Origin of the sequence: Eikenella sp. NML03-A-027 (assembly GCF_001648395.1) — a bacterium.
Taxonomy (GTDB): domain Bacteria; phylum Pseudomonadota; class Gammaproteobacteria; order Burkholderiales; family Neisseriaceae; genus Eikenella; species Eikenella exigua.
Genome location: NZ_LXSM01000002.1, coordinates 103592 through 123278, shown reverse-complemented (window position 1 = coordinate 123278; position 19687 = coordinate 103592). Strand labels below are relative to the sequence as shown.

The following is a 19687-nucleotide window of genomic DNA, read 5'->3' as shown; positions in this document are numbered from 1 at the left end:
CTCCTAATTCTGCTGCAACGCCGCCGTGTAATTGCGCGCCCGCACAGAATCGTCATTAAAATCCGTGTTGTAATACTGCCCGTTCGGCGCTTTCGCAGCCTGCCCAGTAATCGGGGTTTTTACCAGCCGCAGGGTAACGTCGGCCGCCGTTGGGTTTTGCAACACCGGGTCACCGTCGGTATCCACCCTGCGCGACACCACCCCTTGCGATGCCACACGGCTGCCGCAATAAACTTTGCCGTAAGCCAACGGCACCGGCTGGCCCTGCGCCGCTGTGTTGTCCAGATTGGAAAACGCCGTATTGCGCCCAGCCTTCTGCCCACGCTGCTCGTTGTCCAGCTTCGGCGGCCGCGCCAACATCTGCGCAATCCCACCCGCTACCAAACCAATACCAGCGCTCATCAATGCCCCAGCCGCCGCCCAGCCAAACGGATTCCACCAAGCGAACGCAATCAATACCACGCCGGCGATAATCTGCCCCGCCTTGCCCGCGCCCTGAATGCGCGGCACGATGTGCAAAACACCGCTGCCGGCAGCCTGAAAACCGTCCGGCAATTCAGCCTCGGCGAAATCGTGGCGGTTAAAGCGCACCTGATAAAAGCCGCTGCCTAAAATCTCCCGAAAGCCGGGCAGCTGGGTGAGCAACGCTCGCAGCGCCTCCGCCGGGCTGGCGGCGTGCAAATCAAAACGGCGGCCGTATTCGCGCAGGCCGCCGTGCAAGCAAACTGTAATCATGATGCGTGTTCCAAATCATTCAGCACCGCCTGCAGCATTTCAGGCTGCCATTGTTGGTGCCGCCAAATACTGTGCGTATGCCGTTGCCAATAAGGCCCATAACCATCACGGCGGCTTAATTGGCCGAAAGCGTGGTGCAGCATTTCGCCGTTGCCCAAATACAGCAGCACGTGCGAAGCCCGCCCGTCGAATTCGGTTAATACCACATCGCCTGGTTGTAGTTCGTGCACCCGCGCAAAACCTGCTGCGCCAGCCAGCGCCAAGAAACGCCCCTGCGACGCATCATCGTCGATGTCGCCACGCTGCACCGCCGGCAAGTCAATCCCCGCCAGATGGTAGGCATCCGCCAGCAGGCTGTAGCAGTCAAAGCGCCCATATTCAAACACCCGCCCGCGCAAATGCGATACAGGCTCGAACACTTTCAGGCTGCCTGAAACAGCGAGTACCCAAGGCAGGCCGTTGGCTACCTGCATTTGCCGGTCGGCGCCGGACAGCCACGGTTCGCCCTGCGGGTGCGAATGCACGATGGCGCACACTTCGCCCTGCTCCGACACTTCGATCAAATCCAACGGCGCGATTTTAAAGCGTGCCGACGGGTCGGCCGCCGCGTTGTCGCAGGGCCGATACAACTGTTTCCCGGCCGCCTGCACAATCAGGCCGCAGCATTCTTGCGGCGCTTCCTTGGCGGCGTGCGCCAGAATTGCCGCCTGTACGGATTTTGTCAGTTTCAACATTTCAGGTAGCCTCAAGAGGAGCTCAAAGTTTTATCCACCCCCACCCAGCCGCCGAAGGGCAGGGCGGCAGTCTCGCCGAAGCGTGCCTTGCAGCCCTGCAGCTTGCGGCTGCATTCGTCTTTTTCCGGATCGGCGGTGGGTATATCGAAGCGGTCGGCTACCGGTTTGCCCCGATAGCCGCAAGCTTCGCCGCGATAATCAAACGGGCAGTAATCGTGCAGCATCAGCCGTGCCGGAATCACTGCCCCATCTGCTTCCGATGGTGCCGCCAGCTCGAACTGTGCCGAATCGGCGGTAAGCGATACCATCCGCTCTACCAGATATTTGCTCACAATTTCCTGCGCCGGGTCGGCCTGCGAGTTGCCCAGCGCGAAGTTGGCCGCATCCAAAAAGCGGGCATACGTCTGCCGGCGCCATACTTCCGCACCGATAAGCTGGCCGAACTGCTCGGATAAGCCGGTAACCGTGCCGTACACGTTGGCCAGCGTAACCTTGGGCCGGTTGCCCGCCCCTTGGCCGCTCGATTCAAAGCCGTCGGCCTGAATCGGCAAACCCTGATAAGTCTGCCCCTTCCATACTACCGGCTGCGAGAGCTCGTTCAACAAATTGCAGTAGCGCAGGATTTCGCCGCCCAACGGCCGCAAATCCAGCTCCCACAAATCCACCAACACCCCCTGCTCGGCCGCCGAAAGCGCCCGCAGCATCGGAATCGACAACTGCTTCATGCGCGGATTCATGCGAGCACCTCTTCAAACCGCCACGACAACTGCCACACCCGGCCGCCGTGGTGCTCTTCGCGGTATGCCGCCACCTTAACCAGCAGCTTATCCCGCCCCGGCGGCGTCCAATAAAACGCCCGCACCCCGGTATGGGCATCCAAAAACGCCCGCACTTGCGAGAGCGTTTCCGGCAGCCCGCCCAAGGTTACTTCCCAAGTTTGCAGCTTTGGCCGCAGCGAAAGTGCCTGCCGCTGCTCGTAGCCTTCGCCAAATTTCACCGTGCGAACGGCAAATTTATGCTCCGCCGTGAGCTTGGCTTCCACCGGCCAGCCGAATGTTTCAATCGCCATCTTAATTACTCCGGTGATAACGGCCGCCCACACGGGCCACGTTATCCATATACCATTGTTCAATCATGCCCGGCAGCGCCACCGCCAACGCTTTAGCCATTTCGCTGTTGCCTTGGCTGCCTGCTTCGCTGCTGCCGTCTTGGTTGATCACAATGCTCACCTGCATATTGTTTTGCTGACCGCCGCCGGACACTGCCGCCGCCAGCGCCGGTGTCATCCCCACCACGCCGCCGTTGGCATAGCCGCGCAAGCGCGCCGCCTCCACCCTATGCACCCCGCCGAAACGGCGCACATCAGCCTGCGAAAACACCACCTCGCCGCGATGCACGATGCCGGCCGGTTCGTACTTGCCGCCGGCGCCGGTGTAGCCGCCAACCGCCAAGCTTTTCAAACCGCCCTTAAGGTCTTTCACCACCCCGCCGTCGGCATAGCTGCCAAATGCCGATTTCATGGCATTTAGAATCGCCATCTTAATCAGCATTTTGGATAAATCCTGCAGCACCGACACCGTGAAATCGCGGAAATCCAGCTTGCCGGTAGCCACAAAGGTTCCCAGCGCATCCGACATCCTGCCCAGCGAATCGGTTACCCCGTCCGCCATTTCCTCACGCATCCCTTTAAAGGAATCCGCATAGCGCACGAAGCCGTCATTGATGCCGGCCATCCAGTCGTCACTCTGCGCCCGGCGCAGCTGCTGAAACTCCTTGCGTGCCGCTTCCGCCGCATCTTTCTGCTGGCGCAGCCCGTCCACAATTTCCGGGCTGGCGCCGTCGGCGATTGCCTGCTGAACTTTCAGGTCGTATTCCCGTGCCAACCGTAACCGGTCGATTTCATCGGCAGTTTTGCCGGTAAGCGACAATTCAAACGCCTTATCTTCAAAACCTTTATTGGTTTCCAGTGCCAGCGTTTGAATCAGCGTGTTATATCTCTCGGTCACGCTGTTCACCCGCTCCTGCGCATCGGCTTTTTGCGCCAAAGCCAGCAGCGTTTCCTTCTCGGTGGCGCTGAATTGCTGATATTCCGGGCTGGCGAGCAATTCCAGCTGGTGGCTGAACGATTTGCCCAGATTTTCCGACCATAACCGCGCCTGCAGGTTGGCCTTTTCCGTCTGCTGTGTCAGCCGGGCCAGCATCCGTTCGTAGGGAGTGGCGGCCTTTTCCGCCTCGGCAAACAGCCCGCCGTGAGCAAACGCCTTGGCGCGGCCGTCCAACCCGCCGGCAAATTGCGCGGCAATACGGGCATTATTCCAGTTCAAATGGAAATGCCCGCCGTTCGCCCCCGCACTCGGCCGCTTGTATTCGTTGATCAGCGTGAAATCTTTTTCCGACAAACCAAGCTCGCGGAAATACGCCCGGATTTGCCGTTCCACTTCCTCCGATTTGCGCGGGTCGCGGATGGAGAAATCAAAAGCCAAGCCCGCCCCGTGCGTGCCGGAGCTGCGGTTGCCCTTGCGCCGGAAATAGGCTTCGGAATGGTGGTAATCGTCGTTAAAAGCCGAGAAATGCACCAATTTGTTGCCGAGCAGCTGCTGCATCGCCTGCGCGGCGGCAAACGTGCCCGGCGCCACATAGCGCGCCTGCCCGTTCACCGTGCCGATGGCCGATGGTTTCAGCCGCAACCCCTGCGCCGTGGTGGCAAACTGGTTGCGCTCGCCACGCGGCCGGCTGCGCCGCTGCTCGCGCTGTTCTGCCTGCGCACGTTTCTGTTGGGCGGCGGCAATCAGGCGCGCCGTCTGCTGCTCCATCTGTCGCACCTGCGCCGGCGAATTACGGCGGTCAGCTTTAAATTCAGCTAGATTTCCTCTTAGTCTGTTGATTTCACTTGTTTCTTCTTCGCGTGCGGTCAGGTTGCGTTCGTATGCACGGTTGGTTTCATCTAAAATCTCCACACTGCGGCGGCGTTTCTGCGCTTCTTCCTGCCGCTGTTTGGCTTGTGCCGCCTCAAAATTCTGCTCCCGAGTTAAACGATCGCGGGTCAGCTTGTCTGTCTCAAGCTGCTTGGCATCGTAGGCAGAAAAACGGCCGGGGTGGTTATCCCGTTCTTCTTCCCGCATCCGGATGCGTTGGTTTACCACGTCAATCTGCTCTTGCAGCGATTTTTCGCGGCCGATGCTTTTCATTTCCTCCCAAGCGCCGGAGGCAGCGTTCTTAATCCCCAGCCACGCCTTTTCAATCGCGCCGAGGTTTTGCACCACCCGGCGTGACATATCCTCTGATTCAGTAGCATATTTACCCTGCACCAACCGGATGGCATCTTGCTCGCGCCCTTGGTCTTGCAAGGCTTTCACCTGGGCATACACATCGGCCGTCATACTTTGGTAAGTGCGCGACAGCTGCAGCACCGCTTTGAGCGGGTCGTTGGCAATTTCCACGTACTTAGCCGCCAAATCCTCCACCGATTTGCCGGTGGCTTGCGATTGCAACACCACCGATTGGGTAAACTGCGCGAAATCATCCGCCGCCACCCGCCCGCCGGTCACAAACTGCACCACCGCCGCGCGCGCCTCACTATAGCGCCCGCTTACCTTGCCTACGGCTAAGGCCAAATCAGCCAATTGCCCGGCGGTCAGCCCGGCGCTGTCGCCGGAAAAAATCACCGCCTTTTGGTATTCGCGCCCTTCCTCACTGCCCGCGCGCATGGCATAGGTCAGCCCGGCCACTGCGCCGCCGAAGCCCAATACCGCCAGCTTTCCTACCGATACCGAAGCGGCCAGCCCGCGAAACATCGTGCCGAAGCCGCCGAAGCTGTCGCGCAGTTGTCCGCCTTGCTGCAACGCAATCAGCAGCGGGTTTTGCCCGCCCGCTAACTGGGTCACAACGTCGGTAAACTGGGCCGGCACCTGCCGCAGGGCGTTGTTGTATTGCCCGAGCGTGATATTGCCCACCATCTGCCTGTGCCGGCGGGCGGCCGCGATATTGGCTAAATGCAGTTCGCGCGCCCGCTCCAAATCATGCAGCAGCGGCGTCAGCCGGGCTTTATCCAAACCGCGCTGCCCCGCCAAAGTCTCGTAGTAAGCACGGCTGGCCTTGCCACCCGCCTGCATGGCAGCAATATCGCGTTTGATGGCGTTTTCCAGCGAAGTGTAGGAGCGTTCGCGGCGTTTGTTGGCGCGCTCTACCTCTTTAGCCGCATCGGCCGCACCAACCCCCACTGCGCCCAAACCGTCCGCACCACGGCGGCCGGCTTTTTCTGCCGTATCTGCCAGCGAGCGCAACGATACCTTAGCCTCTTCCACCCCGGACTTCAGACCGGACACTTCCGCGCCGATGGTTACTACTGAATCAGCCATTTTTACCCTCCTGCCACATATCCAATACCGCCTGCTCCATCACCCTAATATCGTGCAGCATTTCCGCCCGTTTTTTCTTGCGGATGCCCCACGAGCGCATCACGTCGAACAGTGCGCCGTAGTCCAGCCCGTAAGCCCCGGCCATACTCACCCGCCATTGGGTGGATACCGCCGCAAACAGCTGAACCGCCGCCCAACAATCCGGCCATACCTGCACCGCATCCTCTTCTCCAAAATCCTCCGGCGTGAGGCCGAAAGCCGCCATTTCCGTTTCGGAGGCTTCCGGCCGATACAGGGCGCGGGCGGCGGCAATCAGTTTCCCCGGCGGGCGGTAATCAGCTCTTCGCTGTAGGCAGAAATCAGCGCGCGTGCCGCGCCGGGATAGTTATCCAGCAGCGTGCGTAAGTTGTCAGTCGTGAATTCATCTTCCAATTCCCAGCCAACCACCAAGGCTTCCGCTACTTTAGGGTCTGGGTTGTCCACGTTGTCCGCCCAAAACCGTTCTAATTCGTTCAACCCCTTATGTTTGAACTCAAATACCGCTTCCACCACTCCAGCACCCGGCACCGGAATATCCACCTTGCATTTAAAAGTCGGATGCGGTTGCAGTTTCAGTTTGCTTGCCATGTTTCAGCCCTCCTTAGCCGAGATAGCGGTTGGGGCGGCCGTTCATGGCGTAGGAAGCCTGAATCTTCATGCCCTCGTTCATGGTGGTAGTCGGCGTCTCGTTTACCGAGAGATAGCCGTTGTACACCACCACGCTGCCGTTTTTCAGGTTCAGGCGCAGCGGCACCTGTTTGCCCGCACGGCTCGCTTTCACCGCTGCTTGGTAGCCGGGCAGGGTCGGGTCGTCGCCAAGGGCGATATTGATCTGCGTGGCCGAAACCGTGGTCGGCAGCTGGCGCGAAATCCCGTCTTCCATAAAGGCATAGTCGTAATACTGCTGCTCGCCGCCGGAGGTGGAATATTCCAAAATCTGCAGCAGCTGCTGCCAGGTTTTAATCTTGCTCAACGTGCCGCCACCGCTGCCCGCCGGAAAGCGGTTTAAATCGGTAGTGTCAATGCCGATCAGCTTCACGCTGTCGGTGTCCACGACGCCCACTTTGAATACGCAGCCGTTCAAATCGCCCCAGCCGCTGGTCACCAAGATGTAATCGCCGTTTTGCAGGCCGTGTGCTGTGGAAGTCAGCACGCATTCGTCCGCATTGCTGGCGCCGGTAAAGGATTTTTCCGCTTCCATTTCGGTTGCGATAAATACGGTCGAACCGTTCGGCAAATTCATAGCCATAATTCACTACTCCATAAAAAATGCCCCAACGGGCACAAAAAAGCCGCCTGCGGGCGCAGACGGCCAAACAAAAAGCGGCTTCGCGCCGCTACCCCATCACATAAAAATCCTGCCGCATCCCGCGCAGTCCGGTTTCCGTATCGTAATCCGCCTGCGCCGCACCAATCGGTGCCACGCCCAGCAGGGCGGCAAGCGCCTGCTCGATGCGCAGCGACAGCGACACTGCTTCCAGCCGCGTCTGTGCCCACACCGTCACCTGTAGACGGATTTGGTAGCCGCCTGGTGTTCTGTTGTCCATAAACAGATTGCCGGCGCCGCCCACCCGCTGCAGTATCACCAATGGATTGCCTGCGTTATCCGGAGCAAAATCGTGATACACCTCTACCGTCGGCAGCGACGAGCGGATGGCATCAATAATGGTCTTTTCCACGAACCGCCTCCTTAATGCGTTCGATAATCAGCTGTTCCGCCTGCTTGCGCATGGCATCAAACGCCGGGCGCAGAAACGGCTGGGCCGGCGTGCGCACCGTGCCGTATTCCACCATGTGCGCATAGGGCACATAGCCTTTATTCGACGGGTTTTTACGCCAGCCGATTTTGTATTCTTCTCTCTGCCCGTTCAGGCTGTTTTCGTCGATGTGCCGGATATAGATGGCCTTTTTCAGGCTGCCCGGCTCAAACAGGTATTTGCGCCCCGGCGAGCCGTCTTTGTGCCGCCGGCTGTAAAACCAGTGCGCCGCCTCACTCCTTGGCGCCCGCTCCTCCGCTTCGCGCCGCACCAGCATCGCACCGGCCAGCGTAGCCGGGCGCAACTCCTGTCCCACCCGCTCCGCGATGCCGTCCAGCTGTCCCAGTGCTGCCGATAAGTCCACATCCAATTCCAGCATTTATTCCGCCTTCTCACACACCAAATCCACGAAGCGCCGTTTTTCCTCGTCCGGCAGCACGGCTTTGATGTCGTATATCGCCCCGTTCGGCAGCTTCAGCCGCATTGTGTGGTCAATATCGCGCCGGAAACGGATACGCACGCTGGTGCGCACCACGCTGATTTCCTGATCCGCCTTCAATTTGGCCAGTCCGGAAACATGGCGTACGTTGGCCCACAGCTGCCGCACATCCTGCCAATCCCACACCGTGGCGCCGCTTGTATCGGCCGTTTTCACCTTGCGCTGCACCGTAACCCGTGTGTTCAGCTCGCCTGCCCGCATTTCCTGCCTCCAACAAAAAGGCCACCTGAAATTCAGGTAGCCTAAAATTAACTGTTGCTGATACTTACTGTTCTAACAAGTCCATACAATGCCGGTATGTGTATAATTCAAAGTCAGTAACAACGCGTTGTTTTTCGTGTTCAAATATTTCCAGATTAGCCGAATAAGCTTCACGGGCGGTAATATTCAAAATCTGTTTATTCATGGCGGTAATATTTGGGTCATTTGCCATAAGCAATTCAGGATCGTTTTTTAATTGTTCATCTATCCAATCCAAAGAATCGGTAAACGACCACCCATGCTGCTTTTGCCACATCAGCATTTTGGCAAAATTGGCATCTCGGCGGCAGGTTCTATCATGCCGGTCAAATGCCGCATTCCGCGTCTCACCTTGTGCTGCTATCGTCAATAAGGTTAGAACTACACTCAACAATACAGCCGTCTTCATGGTCTCTCCTCAGTTAGATATACTGCCATCTTAGCAAACCAACCTCGCAAAACACCAATTTCAGGCTACCTAAACCCCATTCAGGTAGCCTGAATACCACTCACACCCCAAACTGGCGGCAAAACGGCGTCCATAATGCCTGCGCCGCCCGCAAATACACCGTGCGCTGCGCCGGATTGCCGTCAAAATCCGCCTGCACCGCCAGCAAGATGCCGGTTTGGATATCCGGCTCAGTCCATGCTTCAGCATCGGCTTTTAAGCCGGTAAAGCGGCGGCACTCCGCCGTAGCCGAGGCAATCAGGTGTTTCAGCAGCGTATCATGCTCGTCGCCGTCGATGCGCAAGTGGGCTTTCACCAAATCAAGTGTGGCCATGTTGCAGGCTCTCTGCGTAAGCTACTGCCGCCGGGTCGGCATCCAGTTCGTCCGTTTGTGCCGCCACTTCGGCGGATACTTCCACGATTTCGTCCACCGTGCCGAATGCGCCGGCGCAAATCACCCGCGCCCGCACTGTACCGCTGGCGGACAATCCGTCCTGCGGCGGTGTTTCGCTTGGCGGCGGAACAGGCGGGTTTTCTGGTGGATTTTCTGTACCGTCTGTCGCAGCGGGATTTTCTCCACCGTCTGCCGGCGGGGTCGGAGCCGTACCGTTGTCCACTAGACTGTTTTCGTCACTGGGCGGCAGAGTGGCGGCGGCATCGTTCGATGTACTGTTTTCTGCTGACTTGTCTGCATTTCCTTTTGGTTTTGCCATGATTTGTTCTCCAAAAAAGATCCAATAAAGGCGGGTCGCCCCGCCTTGTCCGATTTAGCTAGCGCTGTTTTGATACAGCTTCACTGCGCCGCCTACGTCGATCAGATTGCCGCCTTGGCGGTTGAAGGCGACAAAGCCGATTTGCCCTTTCGTGATGAAAGCGGAATCCGCCATACGGAACAGGGTCAAATCCATCACCTCGCGGATGAAGTAGGTGGAGAAATCGCCAAAAGCCACTGATTTGGCATTGGCTTTCATCGGATCCATTGCCTGATTGATGTAAATCGGGCGGTTCAGCAGGCGGTCAGGTGCGCCGCCGGGGTTGCCCTGTTCGTAGCCGGGCACGAAAATCGGACGGCCGTCGCTGTCTTTAAGTTTGCGCAGCTCTTTCAGCGTGGCATCATGCATCATAAAGCCCACTTTACCGCCGTTGCGGTAGGCCGGATCAACCGAATGCTCCAAATCCACCAAATCATCGTAAGTTATGCTGGTGGCTTGGCCGGTTTTACCTGCCTTGCCCACCGTGGCGGCGGTAATCAGCCCTTTTGGCTGGCCGCTACCGGTGCCCACCGTGAAATGCTTGTCGGTGATGCGGCCGATACGGCGTGCCAGCAGCGCCTGAATATAAGCCTCAATGTCGAACATACTGTCCTGAATCAGCTCAAAGGGCAGAGCCATATTTTTGGATGAGTATTTGAACACATCAATGCTGGTTTGGCCGAAAGTGGTGTCAGCAGTAGCTACCGCCTCATTCTGCCCCACAATCTCGCCTTCCTCGCTGGTGGCGTCGGCGGTGGGAAACAGCATTTGTGCGCCGGTGCTGGTTTGCAGGATGCGTGCCACTGAGCGGATGCCACCGGTCTGTTTCATCGCTTCGGTCAATTCGCGGTAGTATTCAGTGGCTACGGTAAAGCCGCCTTCGCTGCCGGTGGTGGTGGACATGGCCGCCTGAATATCCGGCGAACGGCGTGCGTTATGCGCCTGCAGCTGCTCGTCCGTCAGTGCCTGCAAGCCGCCGGTCAGGTAGGCGCGCAGCGGCTGGTTGTCGCCGGATTGGCGGCCGTTGTCCAAGGTAAAGCGGTTGCGGTCTTCATCGCTCACCCCTGCGCCGATGGCGTTCATGGCATCGTGGTGGCGTTTGATTTCGGCATCAATTTGGCCGATGTCGGCCATCGCCTTGTCATACTGCGCCTGATGGTCGGCAGTCCATTCCGGGGTTTTGTCTTTATCCACCAAGTTTTGCAACAGGGCGGCGGTTTGGTCGCGCTTGGCGCGCAGGGCTTGAATATGTTGAGACATTAGCATTTCCTTTTCAAAAAATAGTGCCGCAGCTGCGGCGTGGTTACTGCGATAAAAACATTTCAGGCGGCTACGGTGCCCAAAATGGCTACCTGCGCCGCCCGCGCCAAGGCGGCACGGTCGGGCTGCGGTCCGGTTTTGGCCGGCGGCCCACCCTTGGCGGCTGGGGGCGGCTGGTCGTCGGCTACGGGTGCGGAAGGGGCGTTTTGGTAGGCGGATAAATCCCAGCGGTTTTGCGCCGCACTGCCTTCTGCCACACGGTCGGCAAAGCCTTTTGCCACCGCCTCGTCGGCATCTAGCCACGTTTCCGCCGCCATCATCTCGGCCAGCTCGCTTTCAGGCAGCCTGGTGCGTGCGTGGTAGGTTTTCACCAGCGAGCCGTCCACTTTGTCCAGCAGGTCTGCCTGTTTGCGCAAATCGTTGCCGTTGCCCCACGCCAGCGTCCAAGCCTTGTGAATCATGAAAAACGCACCTTGCGCCATCTCAATTTCATCGCCCGCCAGCGCCACAAACGAAGCGGCGGAGGCGGCCAGCCCGTCCACATGTACAATCACCTTGGCCGAATGCTCACGCAGTGAGGTTTCCATCGCCCGCCCGGCAAACACCGAGCCGCCGGGCGAATTGATGCGCAGGTGGATGGTTTCGGCGTCCAGCCCGGCCAGCTGCTTTACGAACGATTGCGCCGACACGCCGCCGTACCATTCCGCCTCCTCATCGGTGGCCACGATGGCATCGTAGAGATACACCGTGGCCTCTTTGCCGTCGGCGGTGGCCTTGATTTCAAACTGCCCGCGGCCGCGGTTACGCGCCAACAGCCGCATCAGATTCTGCTTCATCTTGAGTTCCTCTAAAAAGCACATCGCCGCCCTCCAAAGGCGGCAGGTTTTCCGCACGGCGCACCTCGTTTACCGTCATCCAGCCTGGCTCGCCGGCGCGCCCCAAGGCAATGCGGTAGGATTCGTTGCGGCTCTTCAGGTCGCCGCGCTCAATGCCCTTGGTGTTAAATTCGCAAAACAGGCCGCTGAGCGCATTGCACTTGCGGTTGATTTCCTGCTCAAACTTCACCAAATGCCGCTGCATGGTGTATTTCACGAAGCCCAGCGACATTTGCTCAATCCCGCTACCCCACGAAGTGGTTTTCTCCGTCATGCCGATCATGTGCGGCGGCACGCCGAAAATCTGCGCGATTTCGTGCGCCTGCAGTTTGCGCGTTTCCAGCAGCTGCGCATCCACGGCGGTCATGGTGAGTTGCTTCAAATCCATGCCGCCGGTGAGCACCACCGGCGCACCGCTGTTGGAAACGCCGCTGTAGCGGGCATGCCACTGCTGGCGCACTTGGTCGATTTGCTCGTTGGACAGTTTCGTTCCTGCCGGCGATTGCAGTACCAAATCTGGCCGCATCCCATCGCCCAAAAACGCGCCGGCCTGACTGCCTGCATCATTGGCAATGTTTACCGGTTGGCGCAGCACATAGCTGATTTGGCTCATACCGCGCTTGCCATCAAAACCCAAGCCGGGAACGTGCAGCACATCATCTTGGTCATACACCCGAATCTGCCCGTCATCGTTGTACAGATACAGCAGCCGCCCATCCTGCTTGCGTATATCCACCGCCAGCGGGTGCAGCGGCGTGAGGCCGGCAATGCGGTTGCTGTATAAACTTACGCGGTCGATACGGAAAAACGCATCGCCGTGCAGCAATAGCGACTGCATACCAAATTCCCAACCCATCGCCGCCGTCCAGCGGGTCTGCATCTGCTCGTTTAAGATGTGCCATAAATCGTTGCGCACCCGTTCGCGGCCGTCTGCGGTGTGGCGGTACAGGTGCAGCGGCATGGAGGCCAGAGCCCCGGATAACAGCCCCACACAGGCATACACCGTGCCCTGTGCCAGTGCCGTCGTTTCCGACAGGGGGCGTCCATAGCCGGCCGCGCCACCGGTAAGCCAGGCATAGGCTGGCGTGCCGGGTACGATACCCGAGGCAGGAGACGGATTACTGCCCTCCGCCTGCGGTTCGGTTTTTTGGCTGCCTGAAAACCATTTAAAAAGTCTCATAGTGTGATAATCCCCGGGCTGTCCATGCCCAATTTCGGGTCTTGCATGATGTTCACCGCACAAAACAACGCAATCACCGGGTCGATTTTCGCCACCCCCGCCGCCTGTTTGGTGATGTACACCGCATTGCCCCGCAGTTCGGCTTTGGCGTTGGTGATACTCCATGCCAACAGCGGCTGCCCGCCGTGCAGCAACCGCCCTTCGCCCAACTTTTGCTCGGCCATTTTGATGTCATTGGTAAGCTGGTAGCCCTGTTTTACAGCGGTGGCATCGCTATCCGCGAAACCGTGCCGATTCAGTGCATCCAAAATCACGCTGTTGCGTGCCGGGTCAATGCCGATGCCGCCGAGCTGCCCGCAATCGCGCACTTCGGCAATCAGCTCGGCCATTTGTTCGTATTCTTGGCCGAATTCGTCCACAATCTGCAAATCGCCCTGCCGCTCGAAATCAAGCAAAAGCGGCGCAATTTGCTTGCGCCGCTCCAATACCACCCGGTTTACCCATGCCCGGCTCCAAACCAGCCAGCTTTCCGGGTCGGCCTTCAGCCGCCCCAGCAACACGAAGCCCAACAGGTCGTCCATGCCGCCGCCGTCGATGCCGGCCGTTACCACATCGCAATTTGCTAGCAGGTATGGCAGCCCGGCCATTTCCGGCCGTGCCTGCTTCTCCCAGAAATCCGCACCCACCCAGCGGTCGTTGCGCAGGTTCAGCCCGATTTCCACATTCAGGTGCTTGGCGTAAAACTCGGCAATCGCCTCGCCGCCCTTGGCTTCCGCCTTCTGTTTCAGCGTCAGCAGGGTGCGCACGTCCACGCTGGCTCCGAGATTCGGGTTGGTGATGTGGAAATTGTCCGGGTTTTCGTAAGCCTTGCTGTCCAGCATGGCGCGCGGAAATTCGTACAGCACCGGTAGATAATTGGGGTTTACCACCTTACCGTCGCGCACATCACGCGCCAAATCCAGCTCCGCCTTAAATACCCCGGCCGGCGGCTCGGTGGATTGGGTCGAGAGTTTGATCACAAAGCCGTCGATACGCGACAGCAAGCCGCCTGTGGCTTCGGTGATGACGGATTCGGCATTGGCCACCTTGCCGAACAAGTGCAGCTCGTCAATCAAAATCCCCGTCGCCTTCGAACCGCCTACGGTTTTATCATCCGCCGCCACCACTTTCAGCGTGGCACGGGTTACCCGGTTGGTGATGGTGCGCGTGTGCGGCTGGATGTGGTAGGTAGCGGTCAGCGCTGGGTCGGAACGGATCATGTCCCACGCCGGCTTGAAGCTGTTATCTGCTACCTCCTTAGTCGGCGCCAAAATCAAATATTCCGAGCTTTCGCGCTCATCCAAATCCATTGCCGTCAGCATAATGGCGGCGGCAATGGTGGATTTGCCGTTCTTCTTGGAAATCAACAGGAAAAAATCGTTGATTTCGCGCCGATAGGTTGTCGGGTGATGTGCGCCGAAAATCGCGCCCACGAAGTCATACACCCACGGCCGGGTTACATCGCCGATACGCGGCCGCCCTAGCACATCCCGCAATACCAGCGAGGCAAAAAACTGCACAGCTCGGTTCGCCATTTCCGGATATAGCGGCCGCACCGGCACCAGGCTTTCGCCGGCCATAATGCGCCGCTCCCAGTCCGGTAGGGCGGTTGTCCACTTTAATTCGTCCATACCGGCACCCGTCCTTTAAACGGCGCGGCTTGTCCGCCCGCCTCTTCGCCGGGCCCGTCGCCCGTTTCAAACAGCGGTGCGCCGCCATCGGTTGGGCGGCGAGCGTAGCGCAAGCGCTGCGCCTGCTCCAGTTCGGCTTCCTTCTTGTTTTGTGCGGCAGGTTTGGCCATCGTGTATTTCGCCTTAGCTTCCGCTGCCGCCTGTTTTTCTTTGTGCGAGGCGTGCGGGTTGATCAGCACGCTGTCCCAATATTGCAGGGGCTCGGTAGTTGCCCCCAACCGGCGGCAAAACACCTGCACAAGTTCGCAAAACAGCGCGTCTGCCGTATCCGCCTGCGCCAACCACGCCTTGATTTTCGGCGCAGTGATGCCCCAAGCCGCCGGCATCGCCGCCAGCACCGCCTCTGCCACCACCTGCAACTCTTCCGGCTTGGCATAGCGCAGCCAAGCGGCCACATCATCGGCACAAAAAAACGGCAATCCGTTTTGGATTGCCGTTCTATTCTGTTTTTCCCCTTGCGGCGGGCTGTAGTATTCCGGCCAGCAGGAGGCGATAAAGGCGCGTACATCCGCATCCCTCGCCCAGCGCGAGCCTGAAGCCGCCGCACACTTCGCGCTGCAGCCGATTTCCAACGCCGCAGCCCGATTCGATATTCTCTCCGGCTTGGCGGCAACAATAGCTTCCGCAAAGCTACGTTTTTTCCCAACCAAAGCCATAAAAAACCTTTAAAAACAATATATAAAAATAGTAAACAAGCCTTTAACGCTAAAGCATTAACAAACCCACCCAAAACACACTAAAAAATGCGCGTGAGGGGGCGGGCGGTCTAGGGCGGCGAGGGCTGTAGAGTTTTATACCCCCCTGCCCATAAACCGGCCACCTTGCCGCTCTTGTTTCTGTTTTCGGCTGTCGTGGCAATGCTTGCAAAGCGGCTGCCAGTTTGTGCTATCCCAAAACAAAGTATCATTGCCACCATGCGGTTTGATGTGATCGACCACCGTGGCTGGTACAGTCTTGCCATCAGCAGCACACATTACACATAGCGGATGTTCAGCCAGATAGTGCAGGCGCGCCTTTTGCCAGCGGTAGCCATATCCGCGCGCGGTGCTGCTACTGCCTTTGGCACGCCGTGCCGAGCCAGATATACCTGCGGGAATGGAAATGCGACTGGTTCCGGGTTTTAGCCGGACAGCCGCCTTTTTAAGTCGTCCCATATCAACCACCAAAACCAAACCGCCCGGTTTTTTACACCGGACGGTTTGGTATACTCGCCTAATTAATTGTATCAAGACATGGTATATACAACTTAACCCATGCTTGCACGTTATGCTACGCGCAGTTTACATAAACTGTCAAGCGGCTTTTAACATCTTTTTTAACCGCGCATCAGCAAACACAGAGTTAACAGCCGAATCAAGCAGCTTATACATAGTTCGCCGCGACACGCCCAAATCAGCCGCCATCTGATCCACTGTGCCCGACTGCTGGTAATATCGGCGCACCACCTGCTTGGGAATCATCGGCAGCCGGTTCACTGCGTAGTCAATCGCCGCAAACACCGCATCCACATCCGAGCCATAGGAAAGCACCACCGAGTGGAAGCCACCACCGCCCGGCAGGCTGCCGGACATCAAAAGGTTTAAAGAACTCGGCTTGTAGCCATTTGGCCCAACCTGCACAGTCCAACGTCGCCAAGCTGCCCATTCGCGCATCAGCGCATCTTTTACATCCTCGGAAAAATCAAACACAGCATGATACCCATGCCCCTTTTGTTACCTCTTACGCGGCAGCCCTCTGCCGCTTTTTTATTGTGCCGCTATTTTACTAAAAATCGCGATAAAACAACAGATAAAGTGGTAAAAATCCCCAGTTTCCGCTGTATTGCACAAAGTGCATATTTATGCAGTTTTAAAAACCGCTGAAAGCCTTATCTGGCGGGCATTTGTGCACTTTGTGCAGTATATGCAGTATATTTTCACACGCATGGAGAAAAAAAATAAAAAGGCGGAGAAACAGGAGGGAATACGCTTATATATAACGCGCGTACGCGTGCGCGAAAAAACGCTGCACATACTGCACAAAGTGCACAAAGCCCCGCCCAGCGTGGATTTGCAGGGAGGGGCAAAAGTGCATTTTTGTGCAGTTGTGCAGCGTTTAGTAGCCTTTCGGGTTTCGCAGGTCTTGCACGGCCTGCTGGAATCTAAGCACCTGCGGGCCGATAAAGTCCATTTCCGGCGTGCCCTGCGGCGGGCGGGTGCCGGGCGGGAGGAAGATATTATCCTGCATCTTTTCTTCCGGGCGCGGGCTGTTGGGCAAACGCCACCACCGCCGCGCCCTTGGCATCTTGCTGGCAATGTGCTGCAGGAATTTCGATTTGGAAATCTGCCGCTCGTTGTTTTTGGTGCACCACCACAAATACAAATCCCACACATCGCCGGTAATCGCAGCGCAGTAGGGGACATTTTCGATTTCGCCGCGCTCCCACTCCATATAAAACGTCTGCCACCCATACCGCCCATAATTGATAACATTAGCCTTAGCCTCCGTCATCGGCGGTTGGGTGTGCGGGTCGAAACGCGGGCCGCCCTCTTCGATCACCTCATAGGCGTCCGGCTGCACGGGGTCGCTGCTTTCTATCCGGCGGTAGTTGATGGTGAGCGGGAGGGATAACAGTAGCATAAAAAACTGCAACACGCCATCCGCGCCAAGCTCTTCGGTCAATTCCAGGCGCAGGCTCTCCGGCAGTTTGGTTTTCGGCCAAATCACAAAGTAGCGCCGGTCGTTCTCTTCGATTTTAAACGGCTGCTCCTCATTGGAGAGAAACACGCAATTGATGTGGTTGGCCTCTTCGTAGCTGTCCACAAACTTGCGCTCGATGCGCATGGTTTTGCCGGTAACCATGTGCTTCATTGCGCCGGATTGATCATACTTTTGTTTGGGATTAAAAATTTCCTCGAACACGATAAACAGCTTGCCCGAGCGGTTGCCCGTATAGTTGCTCTCCAAATCCGACTGTCCCAGCGTGGCGGCATAATCGCCGTACATCGGCTTGATAATCTCTTCAAACAGCAAGGATTTGCCCGCGCCGTGCACATCGCCGTGCATCACCAGCGACGTTGCCATTTTCGCGCCCGGGTGCTGCAAAGGGTAGGCCAGCCAGTTATACACCCACTCCATAACCAATTTATTGTGATTGCACAAATGCGCGATCAGCTTTTGGATGGCGCGGCAGCCCGGGTATAAATCCAACACATCCAGCCACCAAGTCGGCATCTCCTCACGCGGGCGCGGAAACTGCACCTGATCCGCCAGCGGCAGCCCGCGATAGATATTGATGTATTCGTCCGACATTTCCCGGCCGGGCTCGAACACCACGCGGTCAAAACGCTTAACTATCCGCGCCGGGCTGTCTTGCCAAATCTTAAACTGGCTGCCCATCGCCAACTTGGCCGAGCCCTGGTCAATCATGCGCCACAGTTTGTTGTCCCAAATGCTGGAGCTGCCGTCGAGGTACACATAGCGTGCCATCATATCCTTTAAGTCGTCGTCTTGGGCTACCTGAAACGCCGCCCGGTCGCGCTTGAGCTTGTTGACCTCATATTGGGTCATTACCGGGGCGCGGCCACAGTTATACCAGCTGTCCACCGATTTTTTGCAAAAGTGGTCGGTCAGCGCCTTGCGGCTGTATTCCACGCCCGTTTTTCTGCTCACCGCGCGGCTCTTGCCTTCGATGAGGGAGAACTCCCGTTTCAAGCGGTCGAAGTTCTCTTGATAGCGGCTTTCGCCTTCCGGCGTTTCTGGCATATTTTCCCCGCCGCCCCCCATGTTTTCGCGTGCCTCACCTTCCGGCGGCTCGCCCCCCGTGGTGGGTGCGGGAGGCGGTGCCGCCTGTTTCAGGTAGCCTGAAGCCTGCGCCGCCGCCAACACCTCGGTATATTCGGCGGTGTAATCCGCCAAATGCTGCCAGCTCAATGCCGCCAACGCATCAATAATCTGCCCACGGTCGGCCAGCGCATCGGCAATATCGTAGCCCGCCGGCCACACGCCCGGCTCAGGTGTGCGCACAAACGCCACTTGGCAGCCCTGCGCCGTCAGCCGCTCGGCAATGCCCAGCATCGCCGCCATACCCGGCTGCGCGTATTTATCCAGATACGGCTTACTTTCCGCATCCGTGCCCGCCTTGCGCTCGGCGGCAGTCAGCTTTTCGCGTTGCGAATCGCAGTCCGGCCACAAGATGACGCGCCGGTTTTGCACCGCCGCCCAATCCGTCTTATCCCAGTTGCCCGCGCCGCCGTGCCAAGTAATCACCGCATAGCCCGGCTGCGCCGCATCCGCCGCGTTTTTGCACTTCTCGCCTTCCACCACCAGCACCGGGCGCGTAGGATCGGCCGCCAGCGCGTCCAAACCGTACAGCGGGCGCAAACCCTGCCAGCCGCGCCAGCGCCACATTTTTTCGTGCGTATCCAAGTTTTCGCAAAACGTATAGGGCAGGTCGATTTTGCTGCCGTCCGACTTGATAAACCGCGCCACCGCGCCGAGCACCTGCCCCGCCGCATCGCGGAATACCGAAGTAAACACCGGCTCCGCCCGCTCGCTTTGGCGGAACGAATGGCGGAAATTCATCGTTTTTAGGGCATAGGGCGGCACGGGCACAATCGGCTGCCAGCGCGCGTTTTTGCCCGGTTTGGCCGCGCTGCCGCCATCCAGTGCCACCTTTTGCACCGGCGCAAAATTGCCCAGGCTCAAACGCTCGGCAATCGCCCGCGCCGCCTGCGCCGGGTTGCAGCTGTAGAGGTAGGCATACAAGTCGATTAAATCCCCGCCCTTGTCGCCCGTGGCAAAATCCGCCCATGCCCCAGTGCGGGTGTTGATGCGGAAACTGCCCAGCTTTTTATCCGCGCGCGTAGGATTGAGCGCCACAAACTCATGCCCGTCATAGCGGCCGGAAGGCAGCCATTCCGCCAGCAGGTTGTCCACAGCGCCCAAGGCGGCGCTTGAAATAGTGGCAAAATCAATAGATTGGCTCATAACACAGCTTTCAGGTAGCCTGAAAAAGGCGTATAAAGAGCCTGCCCCTGCTTAAACAGCGGCAGGCGGTATAAAAAACGGCGGCAAAGGGAAGCAGGAAACCGCCGAAAAC

The 19687-nt window shown here is 58.2% G+C and carries 22 protein-coding genes; all 22 read right to left on the bottom strand.

Annotated features, from left to right (window positions below):
- Nucleotides 1-3 precede the first annotated feature (3 nt).
- Nucleotides 4-735 (bottom strand): tail assembly protein, encoded by a 732-nt coding sequence (locus A7P96_RS00640; RefSeq protein WP_067448231.1) that lies wholly within the window; start codon nt 733-735, stop codon nt 4-6.
- Nucleotides 732-1469: a C40 family peptidase gene (locus A7P96_RS00635; protein WP_067523948.1), complete on the bottom strand. Its 738-nt coding sequence runs from the start codon at nt 1467-1469 to the stop codon at nt 732-734. The genes A7P96_RS00640 and A7P96_RS00635 overlap by 4 nt, the downstream gene beginning before the upstream one ends.
- 11 nt (nt 1470-1480) lie before the next feature.
- Nucleotides 1481-2206 (bottom strand): phage minor tail protein L, encoded by a 726-nt coding sequence (locus A7P96_RS00630; protein WP_067442218.1) that lies wholly within the window; start codon nt 2204-2206, stop codon nt 1481-1483.
- Nucleotides 2203-2538, bottom strand: a complete 336-nt coding sequence (locus A7P96_RS00625) for a phage tail protein (protein ID WP_067523947.1) — start codon at nt 2536-2538, stop codon at nt 2203-2205. Before A7P96_RS00625 ends, A7P96_RS00630 begins: the two co-directional genes overlap by 4 nt.
- 1 nt (nt 2539) lies before the next feature.
- Nucleotides 2540-5827: a phage tail length tape measure family protein gene (locus tag A7P96_RS00620; RefSeq protein ID WP_067523945.1), complete on the bottom strand. Its 3288-nt coding sequence runs from the start codon at nt 5825-5827 to the stop codon at nt 2540-2542.
- Nucleotides 5820-6092: a DUF1799 domain-containing protein gene (locus tag A7P96_RS00615; protein ID WP_067442223.1), complete on the bottom strand. Its 273-nt coding sequence runs from the start codon at nt 6090-6092 to the stop codon at nt 5820-5822. Before A7P96_RS00615 ends, A7P96_RS00620 begins: the two co-directional genes overlap by 8 nt.
- Nucleotides 6093-6139: 47 nt before the next feature.
- A complete protein-coding gene (locus tag A7P96_RS00610; RefSeq protein ID WP_067442225.1) occupies nt 6140-6454 on the bottom strand; it encodes a phage tail assembly chaperone in 315 nt (104 codons plus the stop codon).
- A gap of 13 nt (nt 6455-6467) precedes the next feature.
- Nucleotides 6468-7115: a phage tail protein gene (locus A7P96_RS00605; RefSeq protein WP_067523944.1), complete on the bottom strand. Its 648-nt coding sequence runs from the start codon at nt 7113-7115 to the stop codon at nt 6468-6470.
- Between the two features lie 88 nt (nt 7116-7203).
- The gene (locus A7P96_RS00600) at nt 7204-7545 is read right to left on the bottom strand and encodes a DUF3168 domain-containing protein (RefSeq protein WP_067523943.1); all 342 of its coding nucleotides are present in this window, start codon (nt 7543-7545) and stop codon (nt 7204-7206) included.
- Nucleotides 7526-8002, bottom strand: a complete 477-nt coding sequence (locus A7P96_RS00595; protein WP_067442229.1) for an HK97-gp10 family putative phage morphogenesis protein — start codon at nt 8000-8002, stop codon at nt 7526-7528. Before A7P96_RS00595 ends, A7P96_RS00600 begins: the two co-directional genes overlap by 20 nt.
- The gene (locus A7P96_RS00590; RefSeq protein ID WP_067523942.1) at nt 8003-8323 is read right to left on the bottom strand and encodes a phage head closure protein; all 321 of its coding nucleotides are present in this window, start codon (nt 8321-8323) and stop codon (nt 8003-8005) included.
- 64 nt (nt 8324-8387) lie between these two features.
- Complete coding sequence (locus A7P96_RS00585) at nt 8388-8771, bottom strand: hypothetical protein (RefSeq protein WP_067442233.1); 384 nt, start codon at nt 8769-8771, stop codon at nt 8388-8390.
- A gap of 100 nt (nt 8772-8871) precedes the next feature.
- Complete coding sequence (locus A7P96_RS00580; RefSeq protein WP_067442235.1) at nt 8872-9144, bottom strand: head-tail connector protein; 273 nt, start codon at nt 9142-9144, stop codon at nt 8872-8874.
- Nucleotides 9131-9523 (bottom strand): hypothetical protein, encoded by a 393-nt coding sequence (locus A7P96_RS10515; RefSeq protein WP_156496213.1) that lies wholly within the window; start codon nt 9521-9523, stop codon nt 9131-9133. Before A7P96_RS10515 ends, A7P96_RS00580 begins: the two co-directional genes overlap by 14 nt.
- 54 nt (nt 9524-9577) lie before the next feature.
- Nucleotides 9578-10822, bottom strand: a complete 1245-nt coding sequence (locus tag A7P96_RS00575) for a phage major capsid protein (protein WP_067442237.1) — start codon at nt 10820-10822, stop codon at nt 9578-9580.
- A 62-nt stretch (nt 10823-10884) separates the two neighbouring features.
- The gene (locus A7P96_RS00570; RefSeq protein WP_082887874.1) at nt 10885-11658 is read right to left on the bottom strand and encodes a head maturation protease, ClpP-related; all 774 of its coding nucleotides are present in this window, start codon (nt 11656-11658) and stop codon (nt 10885-10887) included.
- Complete coding sequence (locus A7P96_RS00565; protein WP_067442241.1) at nt 11624-12877, bottom strand: phage portal protein; 1254 nt, start codon at nt 12875-12877, stop codon at nt 11624-11626. The genes A7P96_RS00570 and A7P96_RS00565 overlap by 35 nt, the downstream gene beginning before the upstream one ends.
- Nucleotides 12874-14547: a terminase large subunit gene (locus tag A7P96_RS00560; RefSeq protein ID WP_067442243.1), complete on the bottom strand. Its 1674-nt coding sequence runs from the start codon at nt 14545-14547 to the stop codon at nt 12874-12876. Before A7P96_RS00560 ends, A7P96_RS00565 begins: the two co-directional genes overlap by 4 nt.
- Entirely contained in the window at nt 14535-15263 is a 729-nt protein-coding gene (locus tag A7P96_RS00555) for a hypothetical protein (protein WP_156496212.1), read from the bottom strand. The genes A7P96_RS00560 and A7P96_RS00555 overlap by 13 nt, the downstream gene beginning before the upstream one ends.
- A 135-nt stretch (nt 15264-15398) precedes the next feature.
- Nucleotides 15399-15761 (bottom strand): HNH endonuclease, encoded by a 363-nt coding sequence (locus A7P96_RS10070; protein ID WP_082887873.1) that lies wholly within the window; start codon nt 15759-15761, stop codon nt 15399-15401.
- Nucleotides 15762-15899: 138 nt separating this feature from the next.
- Nucleotides 15900-16295, bottom strand: a complete 396-nt coding sequence (locus A7P96_RS00550) for a sigma-70 family RNA polymerase sigma factor (RefSeq protein ID WP_067442247.1) — start codon at nt 16293-16295, stop codon at nt 15900-15902.
- A gap of 406 nt (nt 16296-16701) precedes the next feature.
- Entirely contained in the window at nt 16702-19575 is a 2874-nt protein-coding gene (locus A7P96_RS00545) for a DUF5906 domain-containing protein (RefSeq protein WP_156496211.1), read from the bottom strand.
- Between the last annotated feature and the right edge of the window lie 112 nt (nt 19576-19687).

Excerpts from the sequence above, each read along its gene's own strand:
- A7P96_RS00640 (WP_067448231.1), bottom strand. The coding sequence starts at position 735 with ATGATTACAGTTTGCTTGCACGGCGGCCTGCGCGAATACGGCCGCCGT.
- A7P96_RS00635 (WP_067523948.1), bottom strand. The coding sequence starts at position 1,469 with ATGTTGAAACTGACAAAATCCGTACAGGCGGCAATTCTGGCGCACGCC.
- A7P96_RS00630 (WP_067442218.1), bottom strand. The coding sequence starts at position 2,206 with ATGAATCCGCGCATGAAGCAGTTGTCGATTCCGATGCTGCGGGCGCTT.
- A7P96_RS00625 (WP_067523947.1), bottom strand. The coding sequence starts at position 2,538 with ATGGCGATTGAAACATTCGGCTGGCCGGTGGAAGCCAAGCTCACGGCG.
- A7P96_RS00620 (WP_067523945.1), bottom strand. The coding sequence starts at position 5,827 with ATGGCTGATTCAGTAGTAACCATCGGCGCGGAAGTGTCCGGTCTGAAG.
- A7P96_RS00615 (WP_067442223.1), bottom strand. The coding sequence starts at position 6,092 with ATGGCGGCTTTCGGCCTCACGCCGGAGGATTTTGGAGAAGAGGATGCG.
- A7P96_RS00610 (WP_067442225.1), bottom strand. The coding sequence starts at position 6,454 with ATGGCAAGCAAACTGAAACTGCAACCGCATCCGACTTTTAAATGCAAG.
- A7P96_RS00605 (WP_067523944.1), bottom strand. The coding sequence starts at position 7,115 with ATGGCTATGAATTTGCCGAACGGTTCGACCGTATTTATCGCAACCGAA.
- A7P96_RS00595 (WP_067442229.1), bottom strand. The coding sequence starts at position 8,002 with ATGCTGGAATTGGATGTGGACTTATCGGCAGCACTGGGACAGCTGGAC.
- A7P96_RS00590 (WP_067523942.1), bottom strand. The coding sequence starts at position 8,323 with ATGCGGGCAGGCGAGCTGAACACACGGGTTACGGTGCAGCGCAAGGTG.
- A7P96_RS00585 (WP_067442233.1), bottom strand. The coding sequence starts at position 8,771 with ATGAAGACGGCTGTATTGTTGAGTGTAGTTCTAACCTTATTGACGATA.
- A7P96_RS00580 (WP_067442235.1), bottom strand. The coding sequence starts at position 9,144 with ATGGCCACACTTGATTTGGTGAAAGCCCACTTGCGCATCGACGGCGAC.
- A7P96_RS10515 (WP_156496213.1), bottom strand. The coding sequence starts at position 9,523 with ATGGCAAAACCAAAAGGAAATGCAGACAAGTCAGCAGAAAACAGTACA.
- A7P96_RS00575 (WP_067442237.1), bottom strand. The coding sequence starts at position 10,822 with ATGTCTCAACATATTCAAGCCCTGCGCGCCAAGCGCGACCAAACCGCC.
- A7P96_RS00570 (WP_082887874.1), bottom strand. The coding sequence starts at position 11,658 with ATGAAGCAGAATCTGATGCGGCTGTTGGCGCGTAACCGCGGCCGCGGG.
- A7P96_RS00565 (WP_067442241.1), bottom strand. The coding sequence starts at position 12,877 with ATGAGACTTTTTAAATGGTTTTCAGGCAGCCAAAAAACCGAACCGCAG.
- A7P96_RS00560 (WP_067442243.1), bottom strand. The coding sequence starts at position 14,547 with ATGGACGAATTAAAGTGGACAACCGCCCTACCGGACTGGGAGCGGCGC.
- A7P96_RS00555 (WP_156496212.1), bottom strand. The coding sequence starts at position 15,263 with ATGGCTTTGGTTGGGAAAAAACGTAGCTTTGCGGAAGCTATTGTTGCC.
- A7P96_RS10070 (WP_082887873.1), bottom strand. The coding sequence starts at position 15,761 with ATGGGACGACTTAAAAAGGCGGCTGTCCGGCTAAAACCCGGAACCAGT.
- A7P96_RS00545 (WP_156496211.1), bottom strand. The coding sequence starts at position 19,575 with ATGAGCCAATCTATTGATTTTGCCACTATTTCAAGCGCCGCCTTGGGC.